Raw genomic sequence first — 22,976 nt, 5'->3', positions numbered from 1 at the left:
GGACCGGGGCTTTTCTTTTTGCCCCGCGCGCCCGCTATCGTGCAGCGGACCAACCGAAGGAGGCCCGCGATGCAGGACCTGTTCGCCGGAAAGCAAGTCGTCGTCACCGGGGGCGCCGGGGCGCTCGGCGCTGCGGTCGTCGCGATGCTCGTCGAACGCGGCGCGGAATGTCACGTGCCGGCGTTCGACGAGCGGGAGCTGTCGCGATTCGCGCTGCGCGACCACGCGAGGGTGCGTGCCCAAGTCGTCGGAGACCTGAGCGACGAGGGCGTCGTCGGGCGGTTCTTTGCTGGAATCCCCGGTGTTTTCGCCAGCGTGCACATCGCGGGCGGCTTCGCGTGGAGCCCCATCGAGCAGACGACGGGCGCGACGCTGCGCGGGCAGATCGGGATGAACCTGATCAGCTGCTACCTGTGCTGCCGCGAGGCGGTGAAGGCGATGCGCGCGTCGGGCGCCGGGGGGCGGGTCGTGAATGTCGCGGCCAGGCCGGCGCTCGAGCCGCGACTGGGCGCGAACATGACGGCGTACACCGCGAGCAAGGCGGGCGTCGTCGGGCTGACGTGCGCGCTGGCGGAAGAGGTCGCGAAGGACGGGATCCTCGTCAACGCGGTCGCGCCGAGCGTCATGGACACGGTCGCGAACCGGCTCGCGATGCCCGACGCCGATCACGCGTCCTGGCCGAAGGTCGACGACGTGGCCCGCACCATCGTCTGGCTCGCGTCGGTCGAGAACACGGTGACCCGGGGCGGCGTCGTGCCCGTCTACGGCAACGCGTGAGCCCTGCGCGTCAGATCACGAACTCGGTCTTGCCGAGTTTCTTCTCGACCTTGGCCTTCCACTCCTCGTAGCCGGCGCGCCCCATCAGCCCGAAGGTCGCGACCTTGCCGGTCTCGACCGCAGGCTGGTCGTACGCGTCGATGTTGAGCATCAGCCCTGCGTACGAGGTCGCGACCTCCCACAGGGCGAGGAACTGGCCGACGTGTCGCTCGTCGATGCGCGGGAAGCGGATCGTCATCGTCGGGCGCTGCGATTCGACGAGCGCGTACTCGGTGGCGACCTTCTCGGCGTTGAGCAGGGTCGCGAAGGTCGAGCCCTCGAGGTACTTCGTCGCTTCGACGCCCAGCCCGGTGGGGATCGCGAAGTCGTCCTTGCCGAAGTCGGCGACCTCGACGAGACAGAACACCTTGTCGTTGGGGCCCTCGCGGTACAACTGCACCTGCGAGTGCTGGTCGGTCGTGCCCAGGGCCTTGATGGGCGTGAATCCGGCGGCGGTGGGCTTGGCGTCGAGGGTCTTGTTCTTGCCCAGCGACTCGGCCCACAACTGGCGGAACCAGTCGGCGAGCAGGTAGAGCCGGTTGGAGTAGGGCATCATCACGTGATTGACCTTGCCCTTCTCCATCCCGAGTCGAACCAGCAGCGTCGCGAGCAGGGCGGCGGGGTTCTTGGCGAGTTCGGATTCGGCGCAGCGCGTGTCCATCTCCGCGGCGCCGTCGAGCAGGGCGTCGATGTCGATGCCCGTCATCGCGGCGGAGAACAAACCGACGGGCGAGAGCACGGAGAACCGCCCGCCCACGCCGTCGGGCACGGGGAGGGTGACATACTTGTTGGCGTCGCAGATCTTTCGCATCGTGCCCTGCTTCGGGTCGGTGATGGCGACGATGTGCTTGCCATGGGCGGCCTCGCCGTGCTTGTCGATGAGCATGCGCCGGATGGTCATGAACTGCGACGCTGTCTCGGCGGTCTCGCCCGACTTGCTGACGACGTTGAAGCAGGTGCGTTCGAGGTTGGGGTCGGTGGCGCGGACGAAGTCGAGGACGCTGCCGAAGTACTGCGGGTCGACGTTGTCGACGACGAAGAGGCGCGGGCCGCGGCGGTGCTTCGCGTCGAGCAGGTTGTGCGTCGCCGGGTTGAGGGCCGCCTGGAGGGCGATGTTGCCCAGCGCCGATCCGCCGATGCCCATGACGATGAGGTTGTCGTACTTGCCGCGCCGTTCCTCGACGAGCCGGTGGATCGCGGTGGTGTGCTCGGAGCGCTGGGGGTCGAAGGGGAGGGTGCGCCAGCGCTCCCAGCCCGTGCCGCGGGATTTGTTGAGCCGGGCCGTGAGGTCGGCGGCGGCCCTGGCGGAGGGTGAGTTCGCGCCCAGGGACGCCGGGTCGAGCCCGTGGTCACCGACGCGAGGGGAGAGAGCGCTGGCGTAATCGAGGGTGAGCATGGGTGGTAGAGTACCGTCGTTCGCGGCGTGCGTTGGTCGGGCAGCCCCCGGGCGAGCGCCGACGCCGCGGACTGCCGATGATCTTGACGGAACCCTCACCCGCGCACCCCACTGGAGCGGAACCCCTTGGCCCACCCCTGGCACGATGTCTCTCCCGCGACGGAGAAGTACCCGCTCCCCGAGCATTTCCGCGCCGTGATCGAGATCCCGAAGGGGTCGTCGAACAAGTACGAGCTGGACAAGCCGACGGGCATGCTGAAACTCGATCGCGTGCTGAGCAGCGCGGTGTATTACCCGGCGAACTACGGGTTCGTGCCGCGGACCTACGCCGAGGACGACGACCCGCTGGACGTGCTGGTGTTCAGCGAGGAGGACATCCCTCCCCTGTGCCTGTGCGAAGCGCGGGCGGTGGGGCTGATGACCATGATGGACGAGGGCCAGCCCGACCACAAGATCGTGGCGGTTCTGGTGAACGACCCGGCGTACGCGGCGATGACCAAGGCGAGCCACTTCCCGGCGCACACCTTCCGGATGCTGCGCCGCTTCTTCGAGGACTACAAGACCCTCGAGGGCAAGGAGGTCGAGGTGGACGAGATCCTTCCGGCGGAGGCGGCGCACGCGATCATCGAAGACTCGATGAAGCGGTACGAGGAGGCGGTGCGCCTCGGGAAACTCCCCACGAGCGGCGTCGGCGCGGTCGCGATGACGATGCGATCATGAGCGAGCCACAGGCCACGGTGCTGATCGGCGAGCGCGAGATCGCGTCGCGCGTGCGCGAGGTGGGGGCGGCGCTCTCGCGCGAGCTCGAGCAGGAGCGCGAGGCGATGGGCCTGCCCGAGAGCGATCGCGTGCAGCTGATCCTCGTGATGACAGGCGCGCTCGTGTTCGCGGCGGACCTGATCCGCGCGATGCCGGTGCGCATGGAGATCCGGCCCGTCACCTTCAGCAGTTACCCGGGGACAGCGACGAGTTCGCAGGGGCTCGATGTGATCCAGGACGTGCCGGGCGACCTGGGGGGGCGGCGGGTCGTGATCGTCGACGACATCCTCGACAGCGGGCGCACGCTCGCGGAAATCCGCCGGCGCGTCGCGAAACAGAACCCCGCTTCGGTGCGCGTGTGCGTGCTGCTGCGCAAGACCAAGGACCGCGACGACCCGGTCGAGGCGGACCTGGCGTGCTTCGACATCCCAGACGCCTTCGTGATCGGGTGCGGGCTGGACTACGACGGGCTGTACCGCAACCTGCCCGATGTGCGCGAGCTGGCGGAGAGCGAGTGGAAGAAGGCATGAGCGCGACCAGCGGCGAGCGCGAGGGAAGGCACGCGGCGGCGGAGGTCGCCGGCGTGATCGGCCCCGACGCGATCGACGACCCCGTCGCGCTGGCGGCGGCGGACCTGCGCGACGGGGAGATCATCATCCTCTCGCTGCGTCCCCACCCGCTGTTCGTGCTGCTCGCGAGCGCCGGCAGTCTGATCGCGCTGGTGATCGGGCTTGTCGCGCTGCACCTGATCGCGTCGCGCGGGTGGCTGCCCATCGACGCGGGGATGGTGACGACCTACGCGATCGTGCTCGCGATTGGGCGTGTGCTGTGGCAGTTCCTCGTGTGGTGGAACGAGGGGTACATCCTCACGAACCGGCGCGTGATCCGCGCCGGGGGCGTGCTGCGCCGGTTCAGGTTCGAGGCGCCGCTGTCGAACATCCAACACCTGGCGATGGTGAAATCGATCCCCGAGCGCATCTTCGGGCTGGGCACGATCGGCTTCGCGACGGCGGGGACGGGGGGCGTCGAGGCCGCGTGGCTGATGGTGGGGAAGGCGGACGGCGTGTTCGAGACGGTGCAGAAGGCGGTGAGGAATGCGGGAGGAAGGCAGTAGGCAATCGGCAATGGGCACGCGGGGGGAAGGGATGGGTGGCGTGGTGCACGCGCAGCGGGCGCCACGAGGGTGCGGCCAGCCCCGGAACGACCACGAGCCCGGTCGTTGGCTGACCGGGCTCGTGTCACCGCGTTGAACGGGGATGATCAGAACGGATAACGGAAGATCGCGGCGACGGGCTTGTCGCTGGGCATGTCGGCGGCGCGCACGCTGAGGACCTCGCCTCCGTAGAGAAGCGTGCGTCGGGCGATCTCGTCGACGACGCCGTAGTTCCCGGCGTGTGCGGCGTCGTCGAGATGGATCGCGCCGCTCTGCTCGTCGATCGAGCCGGGGACGACGGCGTTCTTGTCCACGAGCAGCGTCTGTACGAGACCGTAGGTCGCGCCGCGCGCCGCCTGCGCGACGTCGGTGGAGGCGCGTCCTTCGCCGTTGCGCTGCTTGAAGAGCGAGTGCCAATCAGCGAGGCGCTGGCGGTACAGATTGTCGAAGAGGGGGCGTGCCGCGGCGGCGAGATCGGCTTCGGAGATGCGCTCCGGGCTCGTCGCGATGCGCTCCGGCGACAGGTAAGGGTAGCTGTTCACCGAGCGGTAGATCGCCGCGAGATTGTCGACCGACGCGAGCACGAGCGGGAGTTCGCCGCCCGAGAGCAGCCCGCGCAGGGACGAGTCGATCTTCCTGGCGTACTGGCGGAGCCGGACCTTCTGGCCTTCGGAGCCGACGAGTCGCCCTCGGTGCTGGCGACCGGCGATGCTCGACTGACCGGCGGCGGACGCCGCGTCTTTCGGCATGTCCTCGACCTTCACTGTGGTCGCCGGGAGTTCGGCGCAGACCTCGACGAGACGGACGCTGCCCTCAGCGAGGGCGAGCACATAGCCGCTGTTGCAGAAGGTCGTCGCGCGGAGCAGCGGCTTGAGGTGGAAGCGGTCCGCGACATGGAAACCGGATTCGAGCGCCGTGGGCACGCGGAAGGTGCGCAGGTTCTCGGGGGTCACGAAGACCGCGAGGCCGTTGGCCGCGAAGCGCCAGAACTCGTCGTCGTCGATCAGGTCGTCGAGTTCCTCGGCGATCTCGCGCACCTTGCGCTTGTCGGCGTCGGCCGATTCGAGCTGCGAGATCGCGTCGCTCGCGAGATTCTTGAGGAGGATCCGGTCGGCTTCGGAGTCGGTGGTGACCGGGGTTGTGGGGAGGTAGATCGTGACGGACATCGGCGCGCGATGAACGGCGAGGTCGGTCAGATCTGAGCGCGTGGGGATATCGACATACAGCATTCGAGTGTCCGTTTAGGCGTGATCGTGGAGTGCGGCTGGCGCACAACCTGGAACGGAAGCATGGAGTAAGCACGCGCCGTGTCAGCGCCGCACTATACAGCCAGAACGCGGGCGTGAATGCGGATGCTGCTTATCCAGATCGATGCGCCCCGGGCGAAACACCGGGGGCCGCGCATCCCTCCATCTCGCATCTCGTGACATGCGAGAGGAGAAGGAGCGATCCGGTCACGCGTAGCGCGCGCGGATCGCCGGGATGAGGTAGTCGTCGAACGCCGCGCGCAGGTCGTGCCGGGGCGTGTAGTTCCAGTCGCGCCGCGCGAGTGTGTCGTCGAGGTCGGCGGGCCAGGAGTCGACGATGGCCTGGCGCGCGGGGTTCACCTCAAAGGTGATGTTCGCGCCGGGGAACTCTTTGCGCACGATGTCGCGGACCTCGCCCGCGCTGGGGGCGAAGGCGCCGATGTTGTAGACGCGCGTCGTGAGCGAGGACTGCGGCGCGCTGTCGAGGGCGAGCAGGGCGCGCACGGCGTCGGGCATCGTCATGAAGGGGATGCGCGTGTCCTCGCGCACGAAGCAGGAATAGGGCTGCTTTTTGGCGGCGGCGTGGATCATCTCGGGGGCGAAGTCGCTCGTGCCGCCGCTGGGCAGCGTGTCGGCGGAGATGATGCCCGGGAAGCGGATGGCGCGGAAGTCGACGCGCTGGGGCTGGTGCTGCATGCGCGCGTCGCGCTCGGAGAAGTATCGCCCGAGGTGCTCGCACGCGAGTTTGTTGCAGCCGTACATCGTGGCGGGCGTGTTGAACTGGTCTTCGCGGATCTTGCCGGCGCGCTCTTTGGCGGCGGCGTCGGGCATGCCGTAGACAGCGATGGAGGAGGGGAAGAGGAAGCGCGTGGCCCTGCCGGTGCGCACCCCGGTGTCGCCGGCGAGTTTGAGGAGGTGGGCCGTGCCGAGCACATTCACGCGCAGCGCAAGGTCGGGGACCCTCTCGCTGGTGGAGGAGAGCAGGGCGGCGAGGTGGAAGATCGCGTCGAAGTCGTACTTCTCGCCGAGTTGGGCGACGGCCTTGTCATCGGTGATGTCGGCCTCGATGGAGGCGGCGCAGCGCTTGGCGAGAGCGGGGTCGATGGCGTTCTTGTCGAGCGCGACGATGGGGGTGCGCGTGTGCTCGGAGAGGGCGTGGATCAGGCCGTGGCCGATCTCGCCGCCGGCGCCGGTGATGAGGATCGCGCGCGTGGTGGTCATGGGGTGGTGGACTTCGAGTGGGCGGGTGGCGGTGGTGGTCATGGGTGGGGAGGGGGAGTGTATTCGGCCCCTTGTCCCCCGAGCGGAGAGGGCTGGGGTGAGTGGTTCGGATCGGCACGGGGCGCTCGTTCGCGCGATCTTGCCGTGTGCCTCGTGCCTCATCCCTCGTGCCTTCTGGGACACACCCCTCACCTGGCTCGCTGCGCTCGCCATCCTCTCCCCGCAAGCGGGGCGAGGGGGCGAAGAGAAGACCCTCCCCCTGCCCCCTCCCGCGAGCGGGAGGGGTGCAAGATGCAGACCGTGCGAAACAGTCAGATCTCGTGGCACGGCTGCGCCGTACCACGCCACCCTCTTGTTCTTCCTGCTCCCTGCTCCCTCTTCCCTGCTCCCTGTCTAGGCGTAGACCTCCATCAGCAGTCGCTTGGTCGGCTTGAGTTGCTGATGGATCATGCGCCGGTTCCAGTTGGGGATGTCGCCCATGGCTTCGGGGTCGACGAGCAGGTAGTTCTTCAGTTGTGTGGGGCTGAGGTGTTTGGCGAGTTCCTGGAAGACGCCCAGTTCCATGCCCGCGACGCCGCAGATGTAGATGAGTGTGTTGTCGGCGGCGAGCGCCGGGAGGATGCGGTCCAGTTCGGTGCCGATGCGGTTGTGGACATACATCGGGTCGCGCCCGTCGGCCTGGCGCTCGCGCGAGAGGGCGGGTGTGTAGTGGAAGTTGTCGTGTTTCTGGGCGAGGTCGAGCCAGTGGGGGTGGTAGAGCAGGTCGGAGGCGTAGGGCGCGCCCATGAAGAGGTGGATGTGCGAGGCGACGCCGGCGTCGAGGAGGTCGAGGGCCATGCCGCGGAACGGCGCGATGCCGGTGCCGGTGGCGAAGAAGAGGTAGTTGTATTTGTGGGGGTCTTTGGGGAGGAGGAAGCGCTTGCCGTTGGGACCGGAGAGGCGGACCTCGTCGCCCGGCTGGAGGTTGCAGAGGTAGTTGGAGCACACGCCGTGGTAGAGGGTGTGGTCGGTCCAGTGCTCGTCGACGAGGCGTTTGACGGTGGTGGCGATGACCCTGCCCTGGCCGTCTTCGCCCTTGCTGGGGGAGGCGACGGAGAAGAGGCGGGGCTTATGGGGCTTGCCGTTGTCGGCGTTTCCGGGGGCGAGGACGCCGAAGGACTGCCCTGGGAGGAGGTTGCCCTCGAGCTCGGTGCCGCTGACATCGATAGCGATGTGGCGGACGAATCCGGCGGCCTTGCGCTGGGTGCACAACTCCGAGGAGACGACCTTGCCTGTGCAGGGGTTATTGGGCATCCGGAGGTTGACGCGGACCTCGGGGAACTCGATTTCCGGGCCTGCGTGGCCGGGGTCTGTGGGGGCGTGGGTGGTCATGTCTGGGGACTCTAGGGCGGGGCGATCGGGGTTCTTGGGCGCACAGGCTTCGTAATCGCTCCAGACGGAACCCGGACCCTGCGCCCGGCTGTTGCGTACAACAGAGGGTCGGGCATGCTTGGGATGCGTCGCGGCGCGGGTGCGCCGGGGCGGGAGTGGTCCAAGCGCAAGAGGTGACGATGAGCCGCGTCGGCTGGGCAACGGTGATTGGCTGCGTCTTCGGCGTCCTGCTGTTCGGGGTGCTGCAGCGCGGGTGCGATGTGGGCGCTGATTCTGGCGTCGTCGTGCTGCCGCGCGAGGAAGCCACGTCCACGACCGAGACGACCACGAGCGGGCCGCGTGTCGCGCCGGCCCCTGCGCCGTCGCCCGAGCGTGCGATCTCGGGGCCGACCTCGAGGCCTCAGGGCACGCCGCAGACGATGCAGGTCGCGGCGCAGCGAGCGGCGGAGGCGCGTCGCGCCGCGAATCAGAATGTTGCGCCGCTGTCGGAAGACTCGGCGGAGTGGCTGCGTCAGCAGCGCGAGGACGCGCTCGAGAACCGTCGTCGCGCGATGGAGATCGCGCGGAATATGCGTCCGCAGAACGCGGCGAATCAGGGCCAGCCGGCGCGTCCGATCACGCCCGGCGCTGCGCAGGCGGGCGCGGGTGGCTCGGAGTTCCCCAGGGCCGAGCTGGCGTACGAGGAGCAGGGTTTCGTCCAGGGACAGGAATTCGTGCCGATGCCCTCGGTGGAGTTCGGCGCGTTTGCGCGCCGGCCGCTCTCGCAGGGCCGCACGCCGGCCGGGGCGGAGGGCGCTGAGGGCGCTGCGCTCGACGGCGTCGCGCTGGGCGGGAGCGGGAGCAACCTGGGTGGCTCGGGCGGCGGGGACGGGTTCCTGCGCGTGCGAGGCAACGCCGTTCAGAACACCGGCGGCAACGGCAACGGCGATGGGAACGGCAACGGGGGTGGGAATGGGAATGGGAATGGGAATGGAAATGGAAACGGGAACGGCGATGGGAGCGGGAACGGCGGCGGGACGCCGGTCACTGCGCCAGCGGCCCCGGGGCTTGTCGGCCCTGCGAACGGCGCGACCGGGGTGCTTCCGACGCTCACGCTGACCTGGGGCGCCGCGGCCCGCGCGACGACCTACACGGTGCAGGTGTCGACGAACGCGGAGTTCACCACGCTGGCGTTTACGCAGGCCGGGGTGACAGGGACTTCGCTCCCGATCCCGACTGGTCGCCTCAGCGCCGGGACGAGTTATTTCTGGCGGGTCATCTCGATCAACAGCGCCGGGCAGGCGCCCAGCGCGTCGCGCGCGTTCTCGACGCTCGCCGGCCCCGGCGCGTTCTCCATCAGCGAGCCGGCGAACGCCGGCGCGCCCGTGGTGGCGCCGGTCACGCTGCGCTGGGGCGAGTCGCAGAACGCGACGGCGTACAGCGTGGTCGTCGCGAGCGATCAGGCGTTCACGCAGGTCGTCGCGAGCGCGAGCGGGCTGACGGGAACTTCGTTCCTCGTGCCCGACGGCGCACTGGAAGAGGGCCGCGACTACTGGTGGCGCGTGATCGCGAGCAACCCGGCCGGCTCTGCGCTGGCGAGCCCGGTCACGGCGCAGTTCAGCGTGCTCGGCCCGCCCGGGGCGTTCGCGCTGGTCAGCCCCTCCGACAACGCGGCCAACCAGTTCGTGCCCACGGCGCTCGCGTGGAGCCCGTCACGGTTCGCGACCTCGTATCGCGTGGAAGTCGCGACCGACGCGAACTTCATGAACCCGGTGGTCAACCGCGACGGGATCACCGCCCCGGCGCTCCTGCTGACGGCGAGCGACATCCAGCCCGGGCGCACCTATTGGTGGCGCGTGACGGCGAAGAACCAGATCGACCTGACGGGCTCGAGCCAGGTGTTCTCGTTCTCGACGGCGCCGCTGCCCGGCGAGTTCTCGCTGACGAGCCCGGCGAACAACGCGAACATCGGCGCGCCCGTGACGCTGCGTTGGAGCGAGAGCGAGCGGGCGCTGCTGTACATCGTGCAGGTGGCGCGCGACGAGGCGATGACCGACCTCGTGGTCGACGAGTTCGTGATCCCGCTGCTGACGGGCGAGACGGCGTTCACCGTGCCCGACGGGTTGCTGCAGAACGGGCAGTCGTACTTCTGGCGCATCGAGGCCCAGAACGAGGTCGGGTCGCGCGAAGCGCAGACGCCGGTCTTCCGGTTCACGATCCGGACGACTGATTTCGACATCAACGCCGACGGGGTGGTCGATGTGCGCGACCTGTACGCGTACCACGAGGCCGCGACGCAGCCCGACCTGAACCTCGACGGGCAGAGCAACAACGACGACCGTATCGCGCTGCGCAACCGCATCCGCGAGAACGAGAAGACGACGGTCTCGAGCGGGCGGTCGAACTGACCGGGGGACCGGGGGGCCGTGGGATCGGGGTGGGGCCGGGCCGAGGGAATGACGCGGGGGTACGATCCCGCGCCATGACCGAGCCAGCAGGGTTTTCACAGCACACGATCCAGGCCTTTCTCGCGGAACTCGCGTCCAAGTCGCCCGCGCCCGGGGGCGGGGCTGCGGCCCCGGTGTGCGCCGCGGTCGCGTCGGCGCTGGCCAACATGGTCGTCGCGTATTCCGTCGGGCGCAAGTCGCTCGCGGAGCACCAGGCGACGCACGAAGCGGCGCGTGACGAGCTCTTCGCGGCCGCCAAGCGATTCCTGGCCCTCGCGGAGCGCGACGCGACGGCGTACGCGCGTCTCAACGAGTTGCAGCGTCTCGACAAGGCGGACCCGCGCCGCGCCGACCTTCCCGAGGCGCTGCGCCAGGCGGTCGACGCGCCGCTGGGCGTGATCCGGCTCTGCGTGGAGGTTCTGGAACTGGGCGAGCGTCTGGCCCCGGTCTCGAACCCGTGGCTGCTGAGCGACATGGGCATCGCCGCGGTGCTCCTGGAGGCGTGCGCGAGGGCCTCGAGGTGGAACGTCGAGGTCAACGCGAAGGCGATGACCGACGAGGGCCTGCCGGGGAGCGACGCGGTCCGGGAGGCCGACGACCTGCTGGCGAGGGCGGCGGCGCTCCTGCCGCGCGTGGAACGGGCCTGCCGGGCAGGTTGAACGGGGTGTCGAAATCTCGCGCTTTGGCGGGTGCAGTGCCCCGTGGGCCCCGGACGATACAGATCGTCGTGCGCGACCCTCGCGACATCGTGGATATCCCGGGCGTGACCCTGCCCAAGGCCCCCGTGGGCGGGGGGCGGGACGGAGCGGGCTCGCGCAACCCGAACGCGTGGCTGGGCATCTGGTTCCGGTGCTGCCATGTGTACGGGCGCCTGTACAAGAATCGGACGGGACGGGCGTACGTCGGGCGCTGCCCTCGCTGCGGCGGGGAGGTCAGCGCGCGGGTGGGCGACGGGGGCACCACGCGCCGGTTCTTCGAGGCGCAGTGAGCGTGAACGGCGCAGGGCGCGGCGGGCGGAGCGAGCCGGCGTCTCCCTCCCGGGGTTTCGCCGGTAGACTTGGGGCATGACAAGGATGTCGTCGGGATTCGAGATTTCGAGGTCGACCGGCAGGTGCGCGCTGAGCGATCGCGTGTTCACGCCGGGCGACCCGGTCGTGGTGGCGCTGGTGGAGCGTGAGGGGGAGGGCTTCGAGCGCCTCGACATCGCGCAGGACGCGTGGGACGCCCTCGACGACGACCACCGGGGCGGGGGGCGCAAGCGGGTTGAGGGGCGGCGCGTGTTCGCGTGGTGGCGTGCGACGCACCCCGAGCCGGGCGCGAAGCCGCGTCTGCTGCTGGACGACGACGCGCTGGTCGACCTGTTCGACGAACTGGGCGAGGACCACCCGGGCGAGCGCGACTCCGAGCGCGTGAACCGGCTGGCGTTCCGCTTCGTGCTCGCGCTGATCCTGTCGAGGAAGCGACTGCTCAAGCTGGAGCGTTCGACCGACGAGGGGCTCTTCGTGAAGCGTCGAGGCGAGCCGGCGGACGCGCCCCCGACCTTCGTCGAGGACCCCGGGCTGACGGCCGACCGGCTCCGGTCGGTGATGGACCGGCTGGCCGGCATCGTGAGGGGTGACGAATGAGCATCGCTCGCGCGATCAACCGGGGGGCGCGGGTGCTGGCTCTGTGCGCGTTCGGCGTCGCGCTGGGCTGCGCGTCGGGCGGGTCGCCCGATCAGTTCGGCTCGACGAAGGCCGACGCGTCGCTGCCCTCGTACGAGGAGATCGCGGCGCGGCACAACGAGCGAGCGGCGCTGCTGCAGCGGCTGTGGGCGCGCGCCGTGGTGGAGTTCCGCTACATCGACGCCGACGGGCGTCGCAAGCGAGAGCAGGGCGAGGGGCACCTGCAGTTCGCCGCCCCGTCGCGCTTCGCGCTGAGCGTGGGCAAACTCGGCGAGATCGTCGTGTACCTGGGGTGCGATTCGCAGCGTTTCTGGTGGTTCGAGCGCGGCGACGCAAGCCGGGTGAGCATCGCGCGCCACGAGAACGTCGGGACGGCGTGCGCGGATGACCTCGGGCTCCCGGCGCACCCGCTGGAGATCATCGAGCTGATGGGCGTGACGGCGCTGCCTGCGACCGGGGGGCGCGTGCAGCGTTCGGCCCGGGGCGAGATCGTCGTCGATGCGCCGACGCGAGCCGGTTTCCGGCGTCTGGCGCTCGACCCGCGCACGCTCGAGCCGGTGATGATCGGCGTCTACGCGTCCGGCGCGGCGCAGCCCACGCTGCTGGCGAGACTCGAGGAGTACGACAACGTGGAGATCGCCGGGCGCGGCGGCATCCCCCCGCGCGCCGCGTCGCGGCTTGTCATCACCCACTCGACGACCGACACCGAGATTCGGATCAACCTCGCCGCGATGACCGACGGCGTGCGTCAGGGGCGAATTCCGGACGAGGCGTTCGACTTCGACACGCTGCGCTCGGCCTTCGGCCCGCGCGAGATTCTCGTGCTCGACGCGTCGTGCCCGCGCCCGGCGCTGCCGGCGCAGGGTCGTCGTTGAGGGCGGGGTATCATCGCCGCGTGACCCTCTCCGCCGCGACCATGCTGCCCCGTTTCGCCCGTCTGCGGGCCGTCGCGTTCGCGTGCGTGGCGCTGCTCTCGGTGGGCGCGCGGGCGAGCGACGATTCCGAAGCGAACGCCGGGGCGAGCCCCGGGGTGGTCGTGGCGCTGCCCTCCGCCGCGTCGGGCGAGCACGGGTGGGTGGCGATCCCCGGGCAGCGCGCCGTGTCGTTCCCGTCGATTTATCACATGCCTCCCGGGCTCGAGCCGGGGTCCCTGCGCGTGGGGCCGCGCGTCGCGGATACGCCCATGGCGCTCGCGGCTCGCGATCAGCGTCTGGTGATGGTGCTGCGCGAGGAGCGCGTCGACGGCGCGCGCCCCGGGGGTGTCGCCGAGCGGGACGCGACGCAGACACCTGTGGTCGCCGGACGCACCGAGCAGGCCAGATTGATCCGGCGTGTGATGACCGTGACGACGAGGCCGGGCGCCGGCGCCGGGATGTGGGACTACTCGCCCTCGCGCCGCGACCCGATCGCGATGCCCTCGCTCCCCGGGCGAGGGGCATTCGCGGGCGTGACGATGACGCCGGCCGGGGTGTACGCGCTGCTGACCGCGCTGGACGACGACGGCGACGCGCTGCTGTTCCTTGCCGATGGCGCGAGGTCGTGGGAGCGTTCTGCGCTGCCCGAAGAATGGCGTCACGGAGCGCCGGGGCGCATCGCGACGCTTGGCGATCGGCTCGTGCTGGCGCAGGCCGGTGATCGCGACGGGCTGCTGTGGCGCGCCGGCGCGCCGGGCGCCTGGGAGCGCGAGACGATCGATTTCCGCAGCGACGACGAGGCGCTCGTCGCCGCCGCCGGGTCTCTCGTGGCGGCGCGCCTGACCGAGAGCGGTGGAGTGGCGCTGCGTCTGCTGCGCCAGGGCGGGAGCCACGACCTCGCGACCGTGGAGCACGCGATCACGGAGCTCGCGGTGTTCGGGCTCGGGGACACGGTGGTGGCGGTCTGGCGGGGCGACGGCGACGCGTCGCGCCTCCGCACGACGGTCGTCTCGGCCGTCACCGGGGCGACGATCTACGACGGGCCTGCGCGAACGAGCGCCGTCGTCAGCGGGCGCGAGATCCAGTCGCTGGCGCTGCTCGCCGGCGCGCTGATGCTCACGATCCTGATCTTCGTGCTCCGCCCCGAAGAAGCGGTGAACGCGGTGATCGCGCTGCCCGAGGGCTACGCGCTCGCGTCGCCCCTGCGCAGGGTGGGCGCTGTGCTGATCGATCTGGCGATCCCGACGGCGATCGTCGCGGCGGCGATGGGGGTGTCCGGCCCGGAGCTGTTCGCGGCGATGGTGCTGTCGGACAGCGCGACGACCATGGCGTCGCTGGCGTTCGGGCTCGCGGTGCTGCTGACGGGCGTGCACAGCGCGGCAGGTGAGTGGCTGTTCGGCCGGACGCTGGGGAAGACGATCCTGCGCTGCCGCACGATGACGCTCAAGGGCGAAAGGGCGCGTCTGTGGCAGGCGTCGCTACGCACGCTGGTGAAGCTGCTTTTCCCGCCCTTTGCGTTGTTTCTGTTCCTCGATCCGCGACGGCGTCACCCGGGGGACCTTGTTTCCGGGACGGTGGTCGCCCAGCGCATCCGGCGCGAGCCCGACGCCGATGTGGACGAGGGCGCCGACGGGCCCGGGGGCGAGTAGCGCAGGGTTCCGGCTGTGGGGGCCGGGCGGACGCGCAGGGGCGTGGCAGAGGTCGCGAGGCTGGACGCAGGCGGGCCCCCGGTCGATAGAACGCGTGGCGTTCCAGCGATCGCGCCGGGACGCCCGATAATGCCTCCGGGTCGCGTTGCCGGCCCATCGGAGCCCTGCGCCTGCCGTGAGCGACGCGAAGAAGCAGCCCGAGTCGTCGAAGAACCCTGCGCCATCGCCGGCGCCCGGAGGGGCGGATATCGACGCGCTTCTGGCGCAGGCGCAGCGCGACAAGCCGGCGGCGGCAAGCGGGGCGAAACGGGGCGGCTCCGGCCCGCCGCTGCGCGACCTGTGGCAGGCCCCGGTGCTCGCGCTGGGCGCGGCGCTCTTCGTGGGGGGCATCATCGCGGCGTTCGCGACGAAACCGGATTTCGACGTGGAGGCGGCCCTGGCGCGCGCGCAGACGATGCTCGACGAGGGCGACTCGACGGGCTCGCTGGCGGAGCTGAACGGGAAACTGCTCGAGAAGCTCGGGGTCGGCGACGCGCCCGAGCCGAAGCGGCTCGAGTTCCATCGGCTGCGCCTGAACGCGATGTCCCACGAGATCCGCGCCAAGAACCTGGGGTCGGAAGAGAACTACCGGCGCGTGCTCGCGGAGGTGAAGACGCTCGAATCGATGGGCGCGACGCTGGACGCCGGCGAGCTGGCGCGCACCATCGAGGCGCACCTGGCGCTGGGCGATCTGAACGCCGCGATCGAGCGCGTGAACCAGATCCCCTCGAGCGATTCGGACGACCGTCGCCAACTGATGCTCAAGCAGGTGATCCGCGCCGCGATGGACTCGCTGCGAGACTCGCCCTCGGACAGCAGGACGCCCCAGCGGTTCGAGCAGGCGTTGGCGCTGCTGACGCGCCTGGGCGCCGACCCGACGCTGGACGAGCGGGATCGCGCGTGGACCATCGCGCGCCAGGCCGAGCTTCGCCTCGAGGCGGGCTACAACGCCGAAGCGGTCGGGCATCTGCTCCGCGAGATGCAGCGCATCGACCGTCTCGACAGCGAGCAGGCCGGCGAGCTCTATCTTCTGCTGGGGACGGCGTACTTCAATCTGGGGCAGCACGACGAGGCGATCCGCCGGCTCAACCAGGCCGACTCCACGCTCGGGCCGACCGATCAGAAGCGGGCCAGCGCGAACGTGATGCTCGCGCGCATCGCGCTGCAGCGAGGCGACGCGGAGCAGGCGCGTGAGCGGTTCGCCTTCGTGACGACCTCGTTCGCCGGCTCGGCCGACACGCGCGAGGCCTGGCTGGGACTCGCGGAAGCCGAGGGCGGGCTCGGCAACTTCGACGCGTCGGCCGAGGCCTATGAGACACTGGTGCAGGACCTGCGGCGCGGCGGGGCCGAGGGCGCCCTCGGCGTCCCTGAGCCGCTCGGCCCGCCTTCGCGAGCGCCCGTCTCGCAGCGGATCATCGCGAGTCTGCGCGACCGCGCCGAGGAGCGCCTCGAGCGGGGCGACCCGATGTCCTCGCTCCGCTTCGCGCAGCTCGCGGAGCGCGTGCGCGATGAGAAGGACGCGCCCGCGTGGGCGGCCCTCGCGCAGGCGCGCGCCCATCGCGTGCTCGCGGACTCCAAGGCGGACGCGTCGGCGCCCTCGGGAGATCGCTCGCGCCTCGACGAGGCCGACCCGGTGTCGCTGCGCGAGATCAAGACCAGGTACCTCGAGGCGGCGACGCAGTTCCGGCGGCACGCGCAGATGGTGATCGGCTCGGACGACCGCGCCTTCGCCGAGTCCCTCTGGCACGCCGCGGACAGCGCGGACCTCGCGGGCGACTTCGAGAGCGCGATCCGGTGGTTCGGCGAGTACGCGAACGGGCGCCCCAACGACGCTCGCCGGGATTCGGCGCGGTTCCGGCTCGCGAGGGCGCACGACGCGCGCGAGGAGCTGGCCCCGGCGGTGAACCTCTATCGCGACCTGATCGCCGAGAACCCATCCTCCGGGGAGGGATTCCGGAGCTATGTCCCGCTCGCGAGGGCGCTGCTGCGCGATCGCGACGAGACCAACGACGCCGAGGCGGAGAACCTGCTCCGGCGCGTGCTCAGCGGGCAGATCATCGCGCCGTCGGCGCCCGAGTTCCGCGTCGCCCTCGATGAGCTGGGGCGTCACCTGCTCCGGACCGGGCGACACCCCGAGGCGATCTCGCGCCTGACCGAGTCGCTCGAGCGGTACCCGGAGTCCCCCGATCGGCTCGTCGTGCGGTTCCGCCTGGCCGAGGCCCTGCGCCAGTCGGGGGGCGAGCTCGCCGACCGGCTGCGACAGGGCATGCCCGAGAGCCAGCGCCGAGAGCTGGAGCGCCTGCGCCAGGAGCGCCTGCGCCAGGCGATGGCTGAGTACGAGCGCGTCGCGCTGCGCCTCGACGAGCCCGTCGGGGCCCGGCTGAACGAGGTCGAATCGAGCGCGGTCCGCAACGCGTTCTTCTTCCGGGCGGACTGCGCGTTCGACCTGGGCGACTTCGCGCGGGCCATCGAGTTCTACGACGCCGCCGCCCAGCGATTCTCCGACGACCCGGCCTCGCTGGTCGCGATGGTGCAGATTGTGAACGCGTACGCGGCGACCGGCCGATGGGATGAAGCAAGAACTGCGCACGAGCGCGCCCGGCAGCGATTCCGAGAGCTGCCGGCGGATTCCTTCGACCGCCCCGACATGCCGATGGATCGGCGTCATTGGGAGCGCTGGCTGGATTCCGTGGCCGAGCTCGCGGCGCACCGCCTGCCCGACTGAGGCAGGGGACGACACGCTGACCCGAGGCGACGCGCTGCGCCGCTTCCTCGAAAGGATGGTCACGGATGACCGCCTCGAACGGACCGATTCCCCCCGGCAACCAGCGATCCCCCCACGCCGACCCTGGGCGGCTCGCGTCGCGCCTGGCCGCGCTGCTGGGTGAGCACGAGCGTCTCTATATCGCGCTGAACGACCTGAGCGAGCGACAGTCGGCGCTGATCGACGAGGACGACACCGATGTTCTGCTGGGCGTTCTGGCGGAGCGCCAGCGCATCGTCGACCGGTTGCTCGACGCCGGGGAAGAGCTGCGCCCCTTGCAGGGCCAGTGGGACGGCATCCTCGGGGGCGTCGACCACGACACGCGCGAGCGTCTGCGAGAGCAGGTCGCGTCGATCCAGGATATCGCCGCCCGCGTGAACGAGCGTGACGATCGCGATCGCACGCGTCTGGCGGCGAGGCGGAAGTCGCTCTCCGAAGAGATCGCGGGGGTGAACAAGTCGCGCGGCGCGGTCAACGCTTATGGCCAGCAGGGCGGCGCGGGGCCCCGGTACCAGGACCGGCAGGGCTGACCATGAGCGTCGCGACCCCACCAGCACCGATCCCTCCGGCGGCGGCGCTCGCGCCGGGGGCGTCCCTGTCGCCCGGCGACCTCGCGGAGCTGCTGACGGCGTTCAACGAGGTCACCTCGAAGCTGCAGGCGACGCACGAGACGCTGCGCGCCGAGGTCGCGCGCCTCGAGCGCGAACTCCGGGAGACGAACGAGGCCCTGCGCCGGAGCGAGCGTCTGGCGGCGCTTGGCGAGATGGCCGCCGGCATCGCGCACGAGATCCGCAACCCGCTGGCGTCGATCGGGCTGTACGCGCGCCTGCTCGTGGGCGATCTGGGCGACCGCCCCGAGTGCCGCGAGGTCGCGGAGAAAATCGCGCGAGGCGTGAAGGGGCTGGACGCGATCGTGGGCGATGTGCTGACTTTCGCGAAGCGGATCGAGCCGCGAGCCGACGGGTGCCTGGCGAGCGAGGCGCTGTCGAAGGCGGCGGAGACCTGCTCGCCGCAGCTCGAGTCGTCGGGCGCGACGCTGGACGCCAGGTTCGCGGCGCGCGCCGAGGACATCGCATTCGCGGCCGACGCCGGGCTGTTGCAGCAGGCGCTGGTGAACGTGGTGCGCAACGCCGCCGAGGCGCTGGCGGAGATGCCGATCGAGCGCCGCCCGGCGGACCCGTTCGTGCGTCTCGACGCCCAACGCGTGCGCGTGCGCGATCGCGACGGCGCGAAGCGGATGGTCGCGCTGATCGTCGAGGACAACGGCCCCGGCGTGCCCGACCAGGTGAAGAAGCGGATGTTCAACCCGTTCTTCACGACGCGTCACACCGGCACGGGGCTCGGGCTGGCGATCGTGCACCGCATCGTCGACGCGCACGGCGGGCGCGTCCGGGTGCGCGACCGGGCCGGGGGCGGGACGGTCGTCGAGATACTGCTCCCGGAACGACGGGACGCGCGGAACATGCAGGCGGTTACAACCGGGGAAGAAACCCAGGAGCGAGTTCGATGAGCACCGTGCTGGTCGTGGATGACAAGGAGATGATGCGCGACAGTGTGGGGGCCACCCTGCAGCGCGCCGGGTTCACTATTCTCGCGGCGTCGAACGGGCAGGCGGCCCTCGAGATCATCGCGAAGCGCCGGCCCGACTGCGTCGTGACCGACCTGAAGATGCCCGGGCTGACCGGCGTCGAGCTGCTCGAGCACGTGCGCGAGTTCGACGACGACCTGCCCGTGGTGCTCATGACCGCGTTCGGCGATGTCGGCACCGCTGTCAAAGCGATGAAGCTCGGCGCGTTCGACTACATCACCAAACCCTTCGAGGGCGACGAGCTGCTCATCGCTGTCAAGCGGGGCATCGAGCACGCGCGACTCAAGCGCGAGAACGCGGTCCTCCGGCTCGGGGGCACGACCAGCGCCGAAAGCGCCGGCGGCGCAGACCGCTCCTCGGGCCCGCGAGGGATCGATCGCATCGTCGGTGATTCGCCCGCGATGCGCGAGGCGAAGGAACAGATCCGCGCCATCGCGTCGGCGCAGGGCACGGTGCTCATCAGCGGCGAGTCGGGCGTGGGCAAAGAGGTCTTCGCCCGGGCGATCCACGAGCTGTCGACCCGCTCCGTCGAGCCGTTCCTCGCGATGAACTGCCCGGCGCTCGCCGAGAGTCTGCTCGAGAGCGAGCTGTTCGGGCACGAGAAGGGCGCGTTCACCGGGGCGGACCGGCTGCGCAAGGGGCGTTTCGAGCTCGCCGACCGGGGCACGCTGCTGCTCGACGAGATCAGCGAGGTGGCGCCGCAGATCCAGGCCAAGCTGCTGCGCGTGCTGCAGGAGCGCAGTTTCGAGCGTGTCGGCTCGTCGACGACCATCGGCGTGGACGTGCGCGTGATCGCGACGACCAACCGCGACCTGCCCGGGGAGGTCGCGAGGGGCGCGTTCCGCCAGGACCTGTATTACCGGCTCAACGTGCTCCCGCTGCGCCTCCCGGCGCTGCGCGAGCGCGCCGAGGACATCCCGATGCTGGCGAATCATTTCGTGGCGCAGGCCGCGGCGCGCGAGGGCGTTGAGGCGCCGGTCGTCAGCGACGCGGCGATGGGCGTGCTGACCGCGTATCGCTGGCCGGGCAATGTGCGCGAGCTGCAGAACCTCATGGAGCGCGCCGTCGTGCTTTCCCGGGGACGGGCCATCGACGAGCGCCTGCTGAGCCCGTGGCTCGACTCGCCGGGTTCCGCGGCGCTGGCCAGCGTGACCCCGAACCACACACCGGTCGCTGCCGGCGCCCCGCTCGCCTCGGCGCGCGCGCCGGTGGGTGTCGTCGAACCCAAGCCGATGGGCGAGGGCGTGGACAGCGTGCTCTCCGGGCTTGGCCCGATCATCCCGCGTGATCGCGTGCCGACGCTGGAGGAGATCGAGCGTCAGGTGATCGTCGAGACGCTGGGGCGGTTCCGTGGGCATCGCCAGAAGACCGCCGAGGCGCTGGGCATCGGCGTGCGCACGCTCGGGCTGAAACTGAAGAAGTGGAAGGAAGACCGGCTGGTCGCGGAAGACCTGTGACGCGCACGAAAAAACGCACGCCGGGGCGTGCGTTGAAAGTCTGCTCGTGAGCGTTGCTGTCGCGAGGGTGTTGTCCGATCAGTGATCGGGGATGCCGTCGCCGTCGTGGTCGTGGGGGTGACGCTCGCCGGCCGGGACGGAGCCCTCCTTGGCGAGGGAGAGGAGCTCGACGTCGAAGATGAGCCAGGAGTTGGGCGGGATGACGTTGCCGGCGCCGCGCTCGCCGTAACCGAGCGCCGGGGGGATGAAGAGGCGACGCTTCTCGCCGACCTTCATGCCGATGAGGCCCTCGTTCCAGCCCTGGATGACGCCGCCGGGGATCTGGACGGTGAAGGGCTCGCGGCCGGGCTGCTTGCTGGTGTCGAACATCTGGCCGCTGGGGAGCCAGCCGGTGTAGTTGACGGTGTAGGTGTCGCCCTTGACGCCGACCTGGGCGTGCTCGTCGCCCTCGGCGATGATGTGGTAGCGCAGGCCGGTGTCGGTCTGGACCGCGACAGGGGCCGGGCCGACGCGACGGAGGTTGCCGTCGTCGCCTTCTGGGAAGGTCCAGACGGTGGCGCCGGCGATGTCGACGCCGTTCTCGGAGATGGTCATGCCGGAGGGGGTGAACTCGAAGCGGGAGTTCATGGCGATCGCGCCGCCGGCGTAGGTGGGCATCGGGCGCTCGGACGAGATCTGGAGCCGACCGGTCGCTGCGTCGAAGACGGGCGTGAGGTCGCCGGTGACGTCGAGCTGGCCGAGCTGGACAGCGCCGATCGCGTCCATCGCGGCGTAGAGGCCGGGGGCGGCGGCGGCGCCGCCGGGCAGGCGCACCATGCGGATGCGCGGCTGGCCCTCGAACCGGAAGATGTGGAAGAAGACCTGGCCCATCGTGTCGCCCTCGCCGGTCTCGGCGGCGGCGAAGAGGACGCGGTCCGCGTCGATCGCGCGGATCGGCGTGATGTGGATCCGCAGCCCGCTCGAAACAAACGAGCCGGACATCGCGTTCATGATGTCGTCGAGCAGCGCGTCCGGGACGATCTCCGGGAGCTGGTCGGCGGGGATGGCGGCGGGCTGAGACGCTGCGTTCTGGGCGACGGCAATCCCGGCCGAGAGGCCGAGCAGCGACGCGAACGCCAGCACGAGGCGGCTAGTGGGCTTGGTCATGCGACCAGTGTACGCCCCCGAGCCGATTTCGTTCCCAGCGAGCCCCAAATCACCTTTCGCGTCCGGGAATCCCGGCTCAGCTCGCCTCGGCCCTGGGGTGGGCGCCGTCGTAGGCCTTGCGCAGACGCTGGGCGGTCAGGTGGGTGTAGACCTGAGTGGTGCTCAGCGACTGGTGCCCCAGGAGCTCCTGGACGGAGCGCAGGTCGGCGCCGTTGTCCAGCAGGTGGGTCGCGAAGGAGTGCCGGAGGGTGTGGGGGCTGATGGAGGGGTCGAGGCCCACTTCCTTGAGGTACTTGTCGAGCTTGCGACGGACCGAGCGTGAGGAGAGGCGCCCGCCGTGCTTGTTGACGAAGAGCGGGCGGATCTTGCGGTCCTCGCCCCAGACCCCGGCGAAGCGCGGGTCGTTGCGCAGGAGTCGGGCGTAGACGCGGATGGAGTTCAGCGCGTGGGTGCCCAGGGGGACGATGCGCTCCTTCTTGCCCTTGCCGCGAACATGGAGGGCCTCGCCGGTTTCGTCGAGGTCTTCGATCTCGAGGTCGACGAGTTCGGAGATTCGGATACCCGTGGAGTAGAGCGTCTCGAGGATGGCGCGGTCGCGCCCGCCCAGCACGTCCTTGTCGTCGGGCGCCGAGAGCAGGAGTTCGATCTGCTCGATCGTGATGGCCTTGGGCAGGCGCTTGTTCTGTCGCGGCGTGCGGATGAGCGTCATCGGGTTGCGAGGCACGAGCCCGCGCCGTTCGGCCCACTTGTAGAACGAGCGAAGGGTGGCGATCTTGCGCGCCATCGTCGCGGGCGAGTACTGCTGGTCGCCCAGGTGGGCGAGGTACTTGCGGATCTGATCGGGGTCGATGGCGCAGAGCACCGCGGTGATCGTCGCGCCGGGGCCGATGGAGCCGGCGACCTTGGGCGCCTGGCCCTGGTTGCGCGCGGCTTCGGACTGGGCGAGGTCGAAGGCCTTGCGCTCGGCGGCCTCGTCGGGGGCGATGCTCAGGTCGTCGGAGAGGAAGTCCACGAACTGTCGAAGGTCGGCGCCGTAGCAGCGCGCCGTGTAGGGGCTGAAGTGCCGCTCGTCGGTGAGGTACGCGAGGAACGCGTTGATCAGGGGAAGCGGGCTCGTGGCGCTCATGGGTGGGTCTCTTTCGTCTGGAGAGCGGCGTGGTGGTTGGTTCAGGCGGCGCGGCGGGTGGGCCTCGCGATCCGCGCGATCTGCTCGAGCAGGGCTCGCTCAGAGGTCGCGTCGGCGCGCAGTCGGTAGATGTGATCGCCTTTGCGAAGCGTGAAGTCACGCTCGCGTCGGGACGCGTCTGTTGCTTGGTGCTCGGGCTGGTGAGTGGGGCGGTCCATCGCCGGTCGTGTCGTTCTTCAC

General features: G+C 70.3%; 21 protein-coding genes. 14 read left to right on the top strand and 7 right to left on the bottom strand.

The window, feature by feature from the left end; all coding sequences use genetic code 11:
* The first annotated feature begins 69 nt into the window (after positions 1-69).
* The gene (locus tag KF684_03420) at positions 70-777 is read left to right on the top strand and encodes an SDR family NAD(P)-dependent oxidoreductase (GenBank protein ID MBX3351959.1); all 708 of its coding nucleotides are present in this window, start codon (positions 70-72) and stop codon (positions 775-777) included.
* Between the two features lie 10 nt (positions 778-787).
* Here the strand turns inward: KF684_03420 and KF684_03415 are convergent, their stop codons facing one another.
* Complete coding sequence (locus KF684_03415; protein MBX3351958.1) at positions 788-2,212, bottom strand: glucose-6-phosphate isomerase; 1,425 nt, start codon at positions 2,210-2,212, stop codon at positions 788-790.
* Positions 2,213-2,338: 126 nt separating this feature from the next.
* Between KF684_03415 and KF684_03410 the strand changes: the two genes are divergently transcribed.
* The 3 genes from KF684_03410 to KF684_03400 are packed head-to-tail and all read left to right on the top strand — an operon-like array spanning position 2,339 to position 4,085.
* Entirely contained in the window at positions 2,339-2,932 is a 594-nt protein-coding gene (locus KF684_03410) for an inorganic diphosphatase (GenBank protein MBX3351957.1), read from the top strand.
* Positions 2,929-3,501, top strand: coding sequence for a hypothetical protein (locus tag KF684_03405; GenBank protein MBX3351956.1), 573 nt, complete (start codon positions 2,929-2,931; stop codon positions 3,499-3,501). Before KF684_03410 ends, KF684_03405 begins: the two co-directional genes overlap by 4 nt.
* Positions 3,498-4,085 (top strand): PH domain-containing protein, encoded by a 588-nt coding sequence (locus KF684_03400; protein ID MBX3351955.1) that lies wholly within the window; start codon positions 3,498-3,500, stop codon positions 4,083-4,085. Before KF684_03405 ends, KF684_03400 begins: the two co-directional genes overlap by 4 nt.
* A 146-nt stretch (positions 4,086-4,231) precedes the next feature.
* On the opposite strand, the gene KF684_03395 is transcribed toward KF684_03400, so the two are convergent.
* The 3 genes from KF684_03395 to KF684_03385 all read right to left on the bottom strand — a co-directional run bounded on the left by KF684_03395 (position 4,232) and on the right by KF684_03385 (position 7,963).
* A complete protein-coding gene (locus KF684_03395; GenBank protein ID MBX3351954.1) occupies positions 4,232-5,353 on the bottom strand; it encodes a hypothetical protein in 1,122 nt (373 codons plus the stop codon).
* A 225-nt stretch (positions 5,354-5,578) separates the two neighbouring features.
* Positions 5,579-6,634: an NAD-dependent epimerase/dehydratase family protein gene (locus KF684_03390; GenBank protein MBX3351953.1), complete on the bottom strand. Its 1,056-nt coding sequence runs from the start codon at positions 6,632-6,634 to the stop codon at positions 5,579-5,581.
* 351 nt (positions 6,635-6,985) lie between these two features.
* Positions 6,986-7,963, bottom strand: coding sequence for a hypothetical protein (locus KF684_03385; GenBank protein ID MBX3351952.1), 978 nt, complete (start codon positions 7,961-7,963; stop codon positions 6,986-6,988).
* 179 nt (positions 7,964-8,142) lie between these two features.
* On the opposite strand from KF684_03385, the gene KF684_03380 reads away from it, so the two are divergent.
* The 10 genes from KF684_03380 (at position 8,143) to KF684_03335 (ending at position 20,464) form a co-directional block, all read left to right on the top strand.
* Positions 8,143-10,350 (top strand): hypothetical protein, encoded by a 2,208-nt coding sequence (locus KF684_03380; GenBank protein MBX3351951.1) that lies wholly within the window; start codon positions 8,143-8,145, stop codon positions 10,348-10,350.
* Positions 10,351-10,424: 74 nt separating this feature from the next.
* The gene (locus KF684_03375; GenBank protein ID MBX3351950.1) at positions 10,425-11,048 is read left to right on the top strand and encodes a cyclodeaminase/cyclohydrolase family protein; all 624 of its coding nucleotides are present in this window, start codon (positions 10,425-10,427) and stop codon (positions 11,046-11,048) included.
* A 68-nt stretch (positions 11,049-11,116) separates the two neighbouring features.
* Complete coding sequence (locus KF684_03370) at positions 11,117-11,377, top strand: hypothetical protein (protein ID MBX3351949.1); 261 nt, start codon at positions 11,117-11,119, stop codon at positions 11,375-11,377.
* Positions 11,378-11,453: 76 nt separating this feature from the next.
* Positions 11,454-12,014 (top strand): hypothetical protein, encoded by a 561-nt coding sequence (locus KF684_03365; protein ID MBX3351948.1) that lies wholly within the window; start codon positions 11,454-11,456, stop codon positions 12,012-12,014.
* Positions 12,011-12,928: a hypothetical protein gene (locus KF684_03360; GenBank protein MBX3351947.1), complete on the top strand. Its 918-nt coding sequence runs from the start codon at positions 12,011-12,013 to the stop codon at positions 12,926-12,928. The genes KF684_03365 and KF684_03360 overlap by 4 nt, the downstream gene beginning before the upstream one ends.
* 20 nt (positions 12,929-12,948) lie before the next feature.
* Positions 12,949-14,616: an RDD family protein gene (locus tag KF684_03355; protein MBX3351946.1), complete on the top strand. Its 1,668-nt coding sequence runs from the start codon at positions 12,949-12,951 to the stop codon at positions 14,614-14,616.
* Between the two features lie 175 nt (positions 14,617-14,791).
* The gene (locus tag KF684_03350) at positions 14,792-17,380 is read left to right on the top strand and encodes a tetratricopeptide repeat protein (protein ID MBX3351945.1); all 2,589 of its coding nucleotides are present in this window, start codon (positions 14,792-14,794) and stop codon (positions 17,378-17,380) included.
* A gap of 65 nt (positions 17,381-17,445) precedes the next feature.
* A complete protein-coding gene (flgN, locus tag KF684_03345; protein ID MBX3351944.1) occupies positions 17,446-17,949 on the top strand; it encodes a flagellar export chaperone FlgN in 504 nt (167 codons plus the stop codon).
* Positions 17,950-17,951: 2 nt separating this feature from the next.
* Positions 17,952-18,929: a hypothetical protein gene (locus KF684_03340; protein MBX3351943.1), complete on the top strand. Its 978-nt coding sequence runs from the start codon at positions 17,952-17,954 to the stop codon at positions 18,927-18,929.
* Positions 18,926-20,464 (top strand): sigma-54-dependent Fis family transcriptional regulator, encoded by a 1,539-nt coding sequence (locus tag KF684_03335; protein ID MBX3351942.1) that lies wholly within the window; start codon positions 18,926-18,928, stop codon positions 20,462-20,464. Before KF684_03340 ends, KF684_03335 begins: the two co-directional genes overlap by 4 nt.
* A 78-nt stretch (positions 20,465-20,542) precedes the next feature.
* Here KF684_03335 and KF684_03330 read toward each other — a convergent pair whose 3' ends face one another.
* From KF684_03330 to KF684_03320, 3 genes are all read right to left on the bottom strand, one after another.
* On the bottom strand, positions 20,543-21,610 hold the full coding sequence (locus KF684_03330; protein ID MBX3351941.1) for an FKBP-type peptidyl-prolyl cis-trans isomerase: 1,068 nt from the start codon (positions 21,608-21,610) through the stop codon (positions 20,543-20,545).
* 76 nt (positions 21,611-21,686) lie between these two features.
* Entirely contained in the window at positions 21,687-22,736 is a 1,050-nt protein-coding gene (locus KF684_03325; protein MBX3351940.1) for a tyrosine recombinase XerC, read from the bottom strand.
* A gap of 41 nt (positions 22,737-22,777) precedes the next feature.
* Positions 22,778-22,954 carry a hypothetical protein gene (locus KF684_03320; protein ID MBX3351939.1) on the bottom strand — a complete coding sequence of 59 codons (177 nt, stop codon included), beginning with the start codon at positions 22,952-22,954 and terminating at the stop codon, positions 22,778-22,780.
* Positions 22,955-22,976 lie beyond the last annotated feature (22 nt).

This window comes from Phycisphaeraceae bacterium (assembly GCA_019636675.1).
In the GTDB taxonomy this organism is placed as follows: Bacteria; Planctomycetota; Phycisphaerae; order Phycisphaerales; family UBA1924; genus JAHBXC01.
This window is presented reverse-complemented; position numbering and strand designations above follow the sequence as displayed.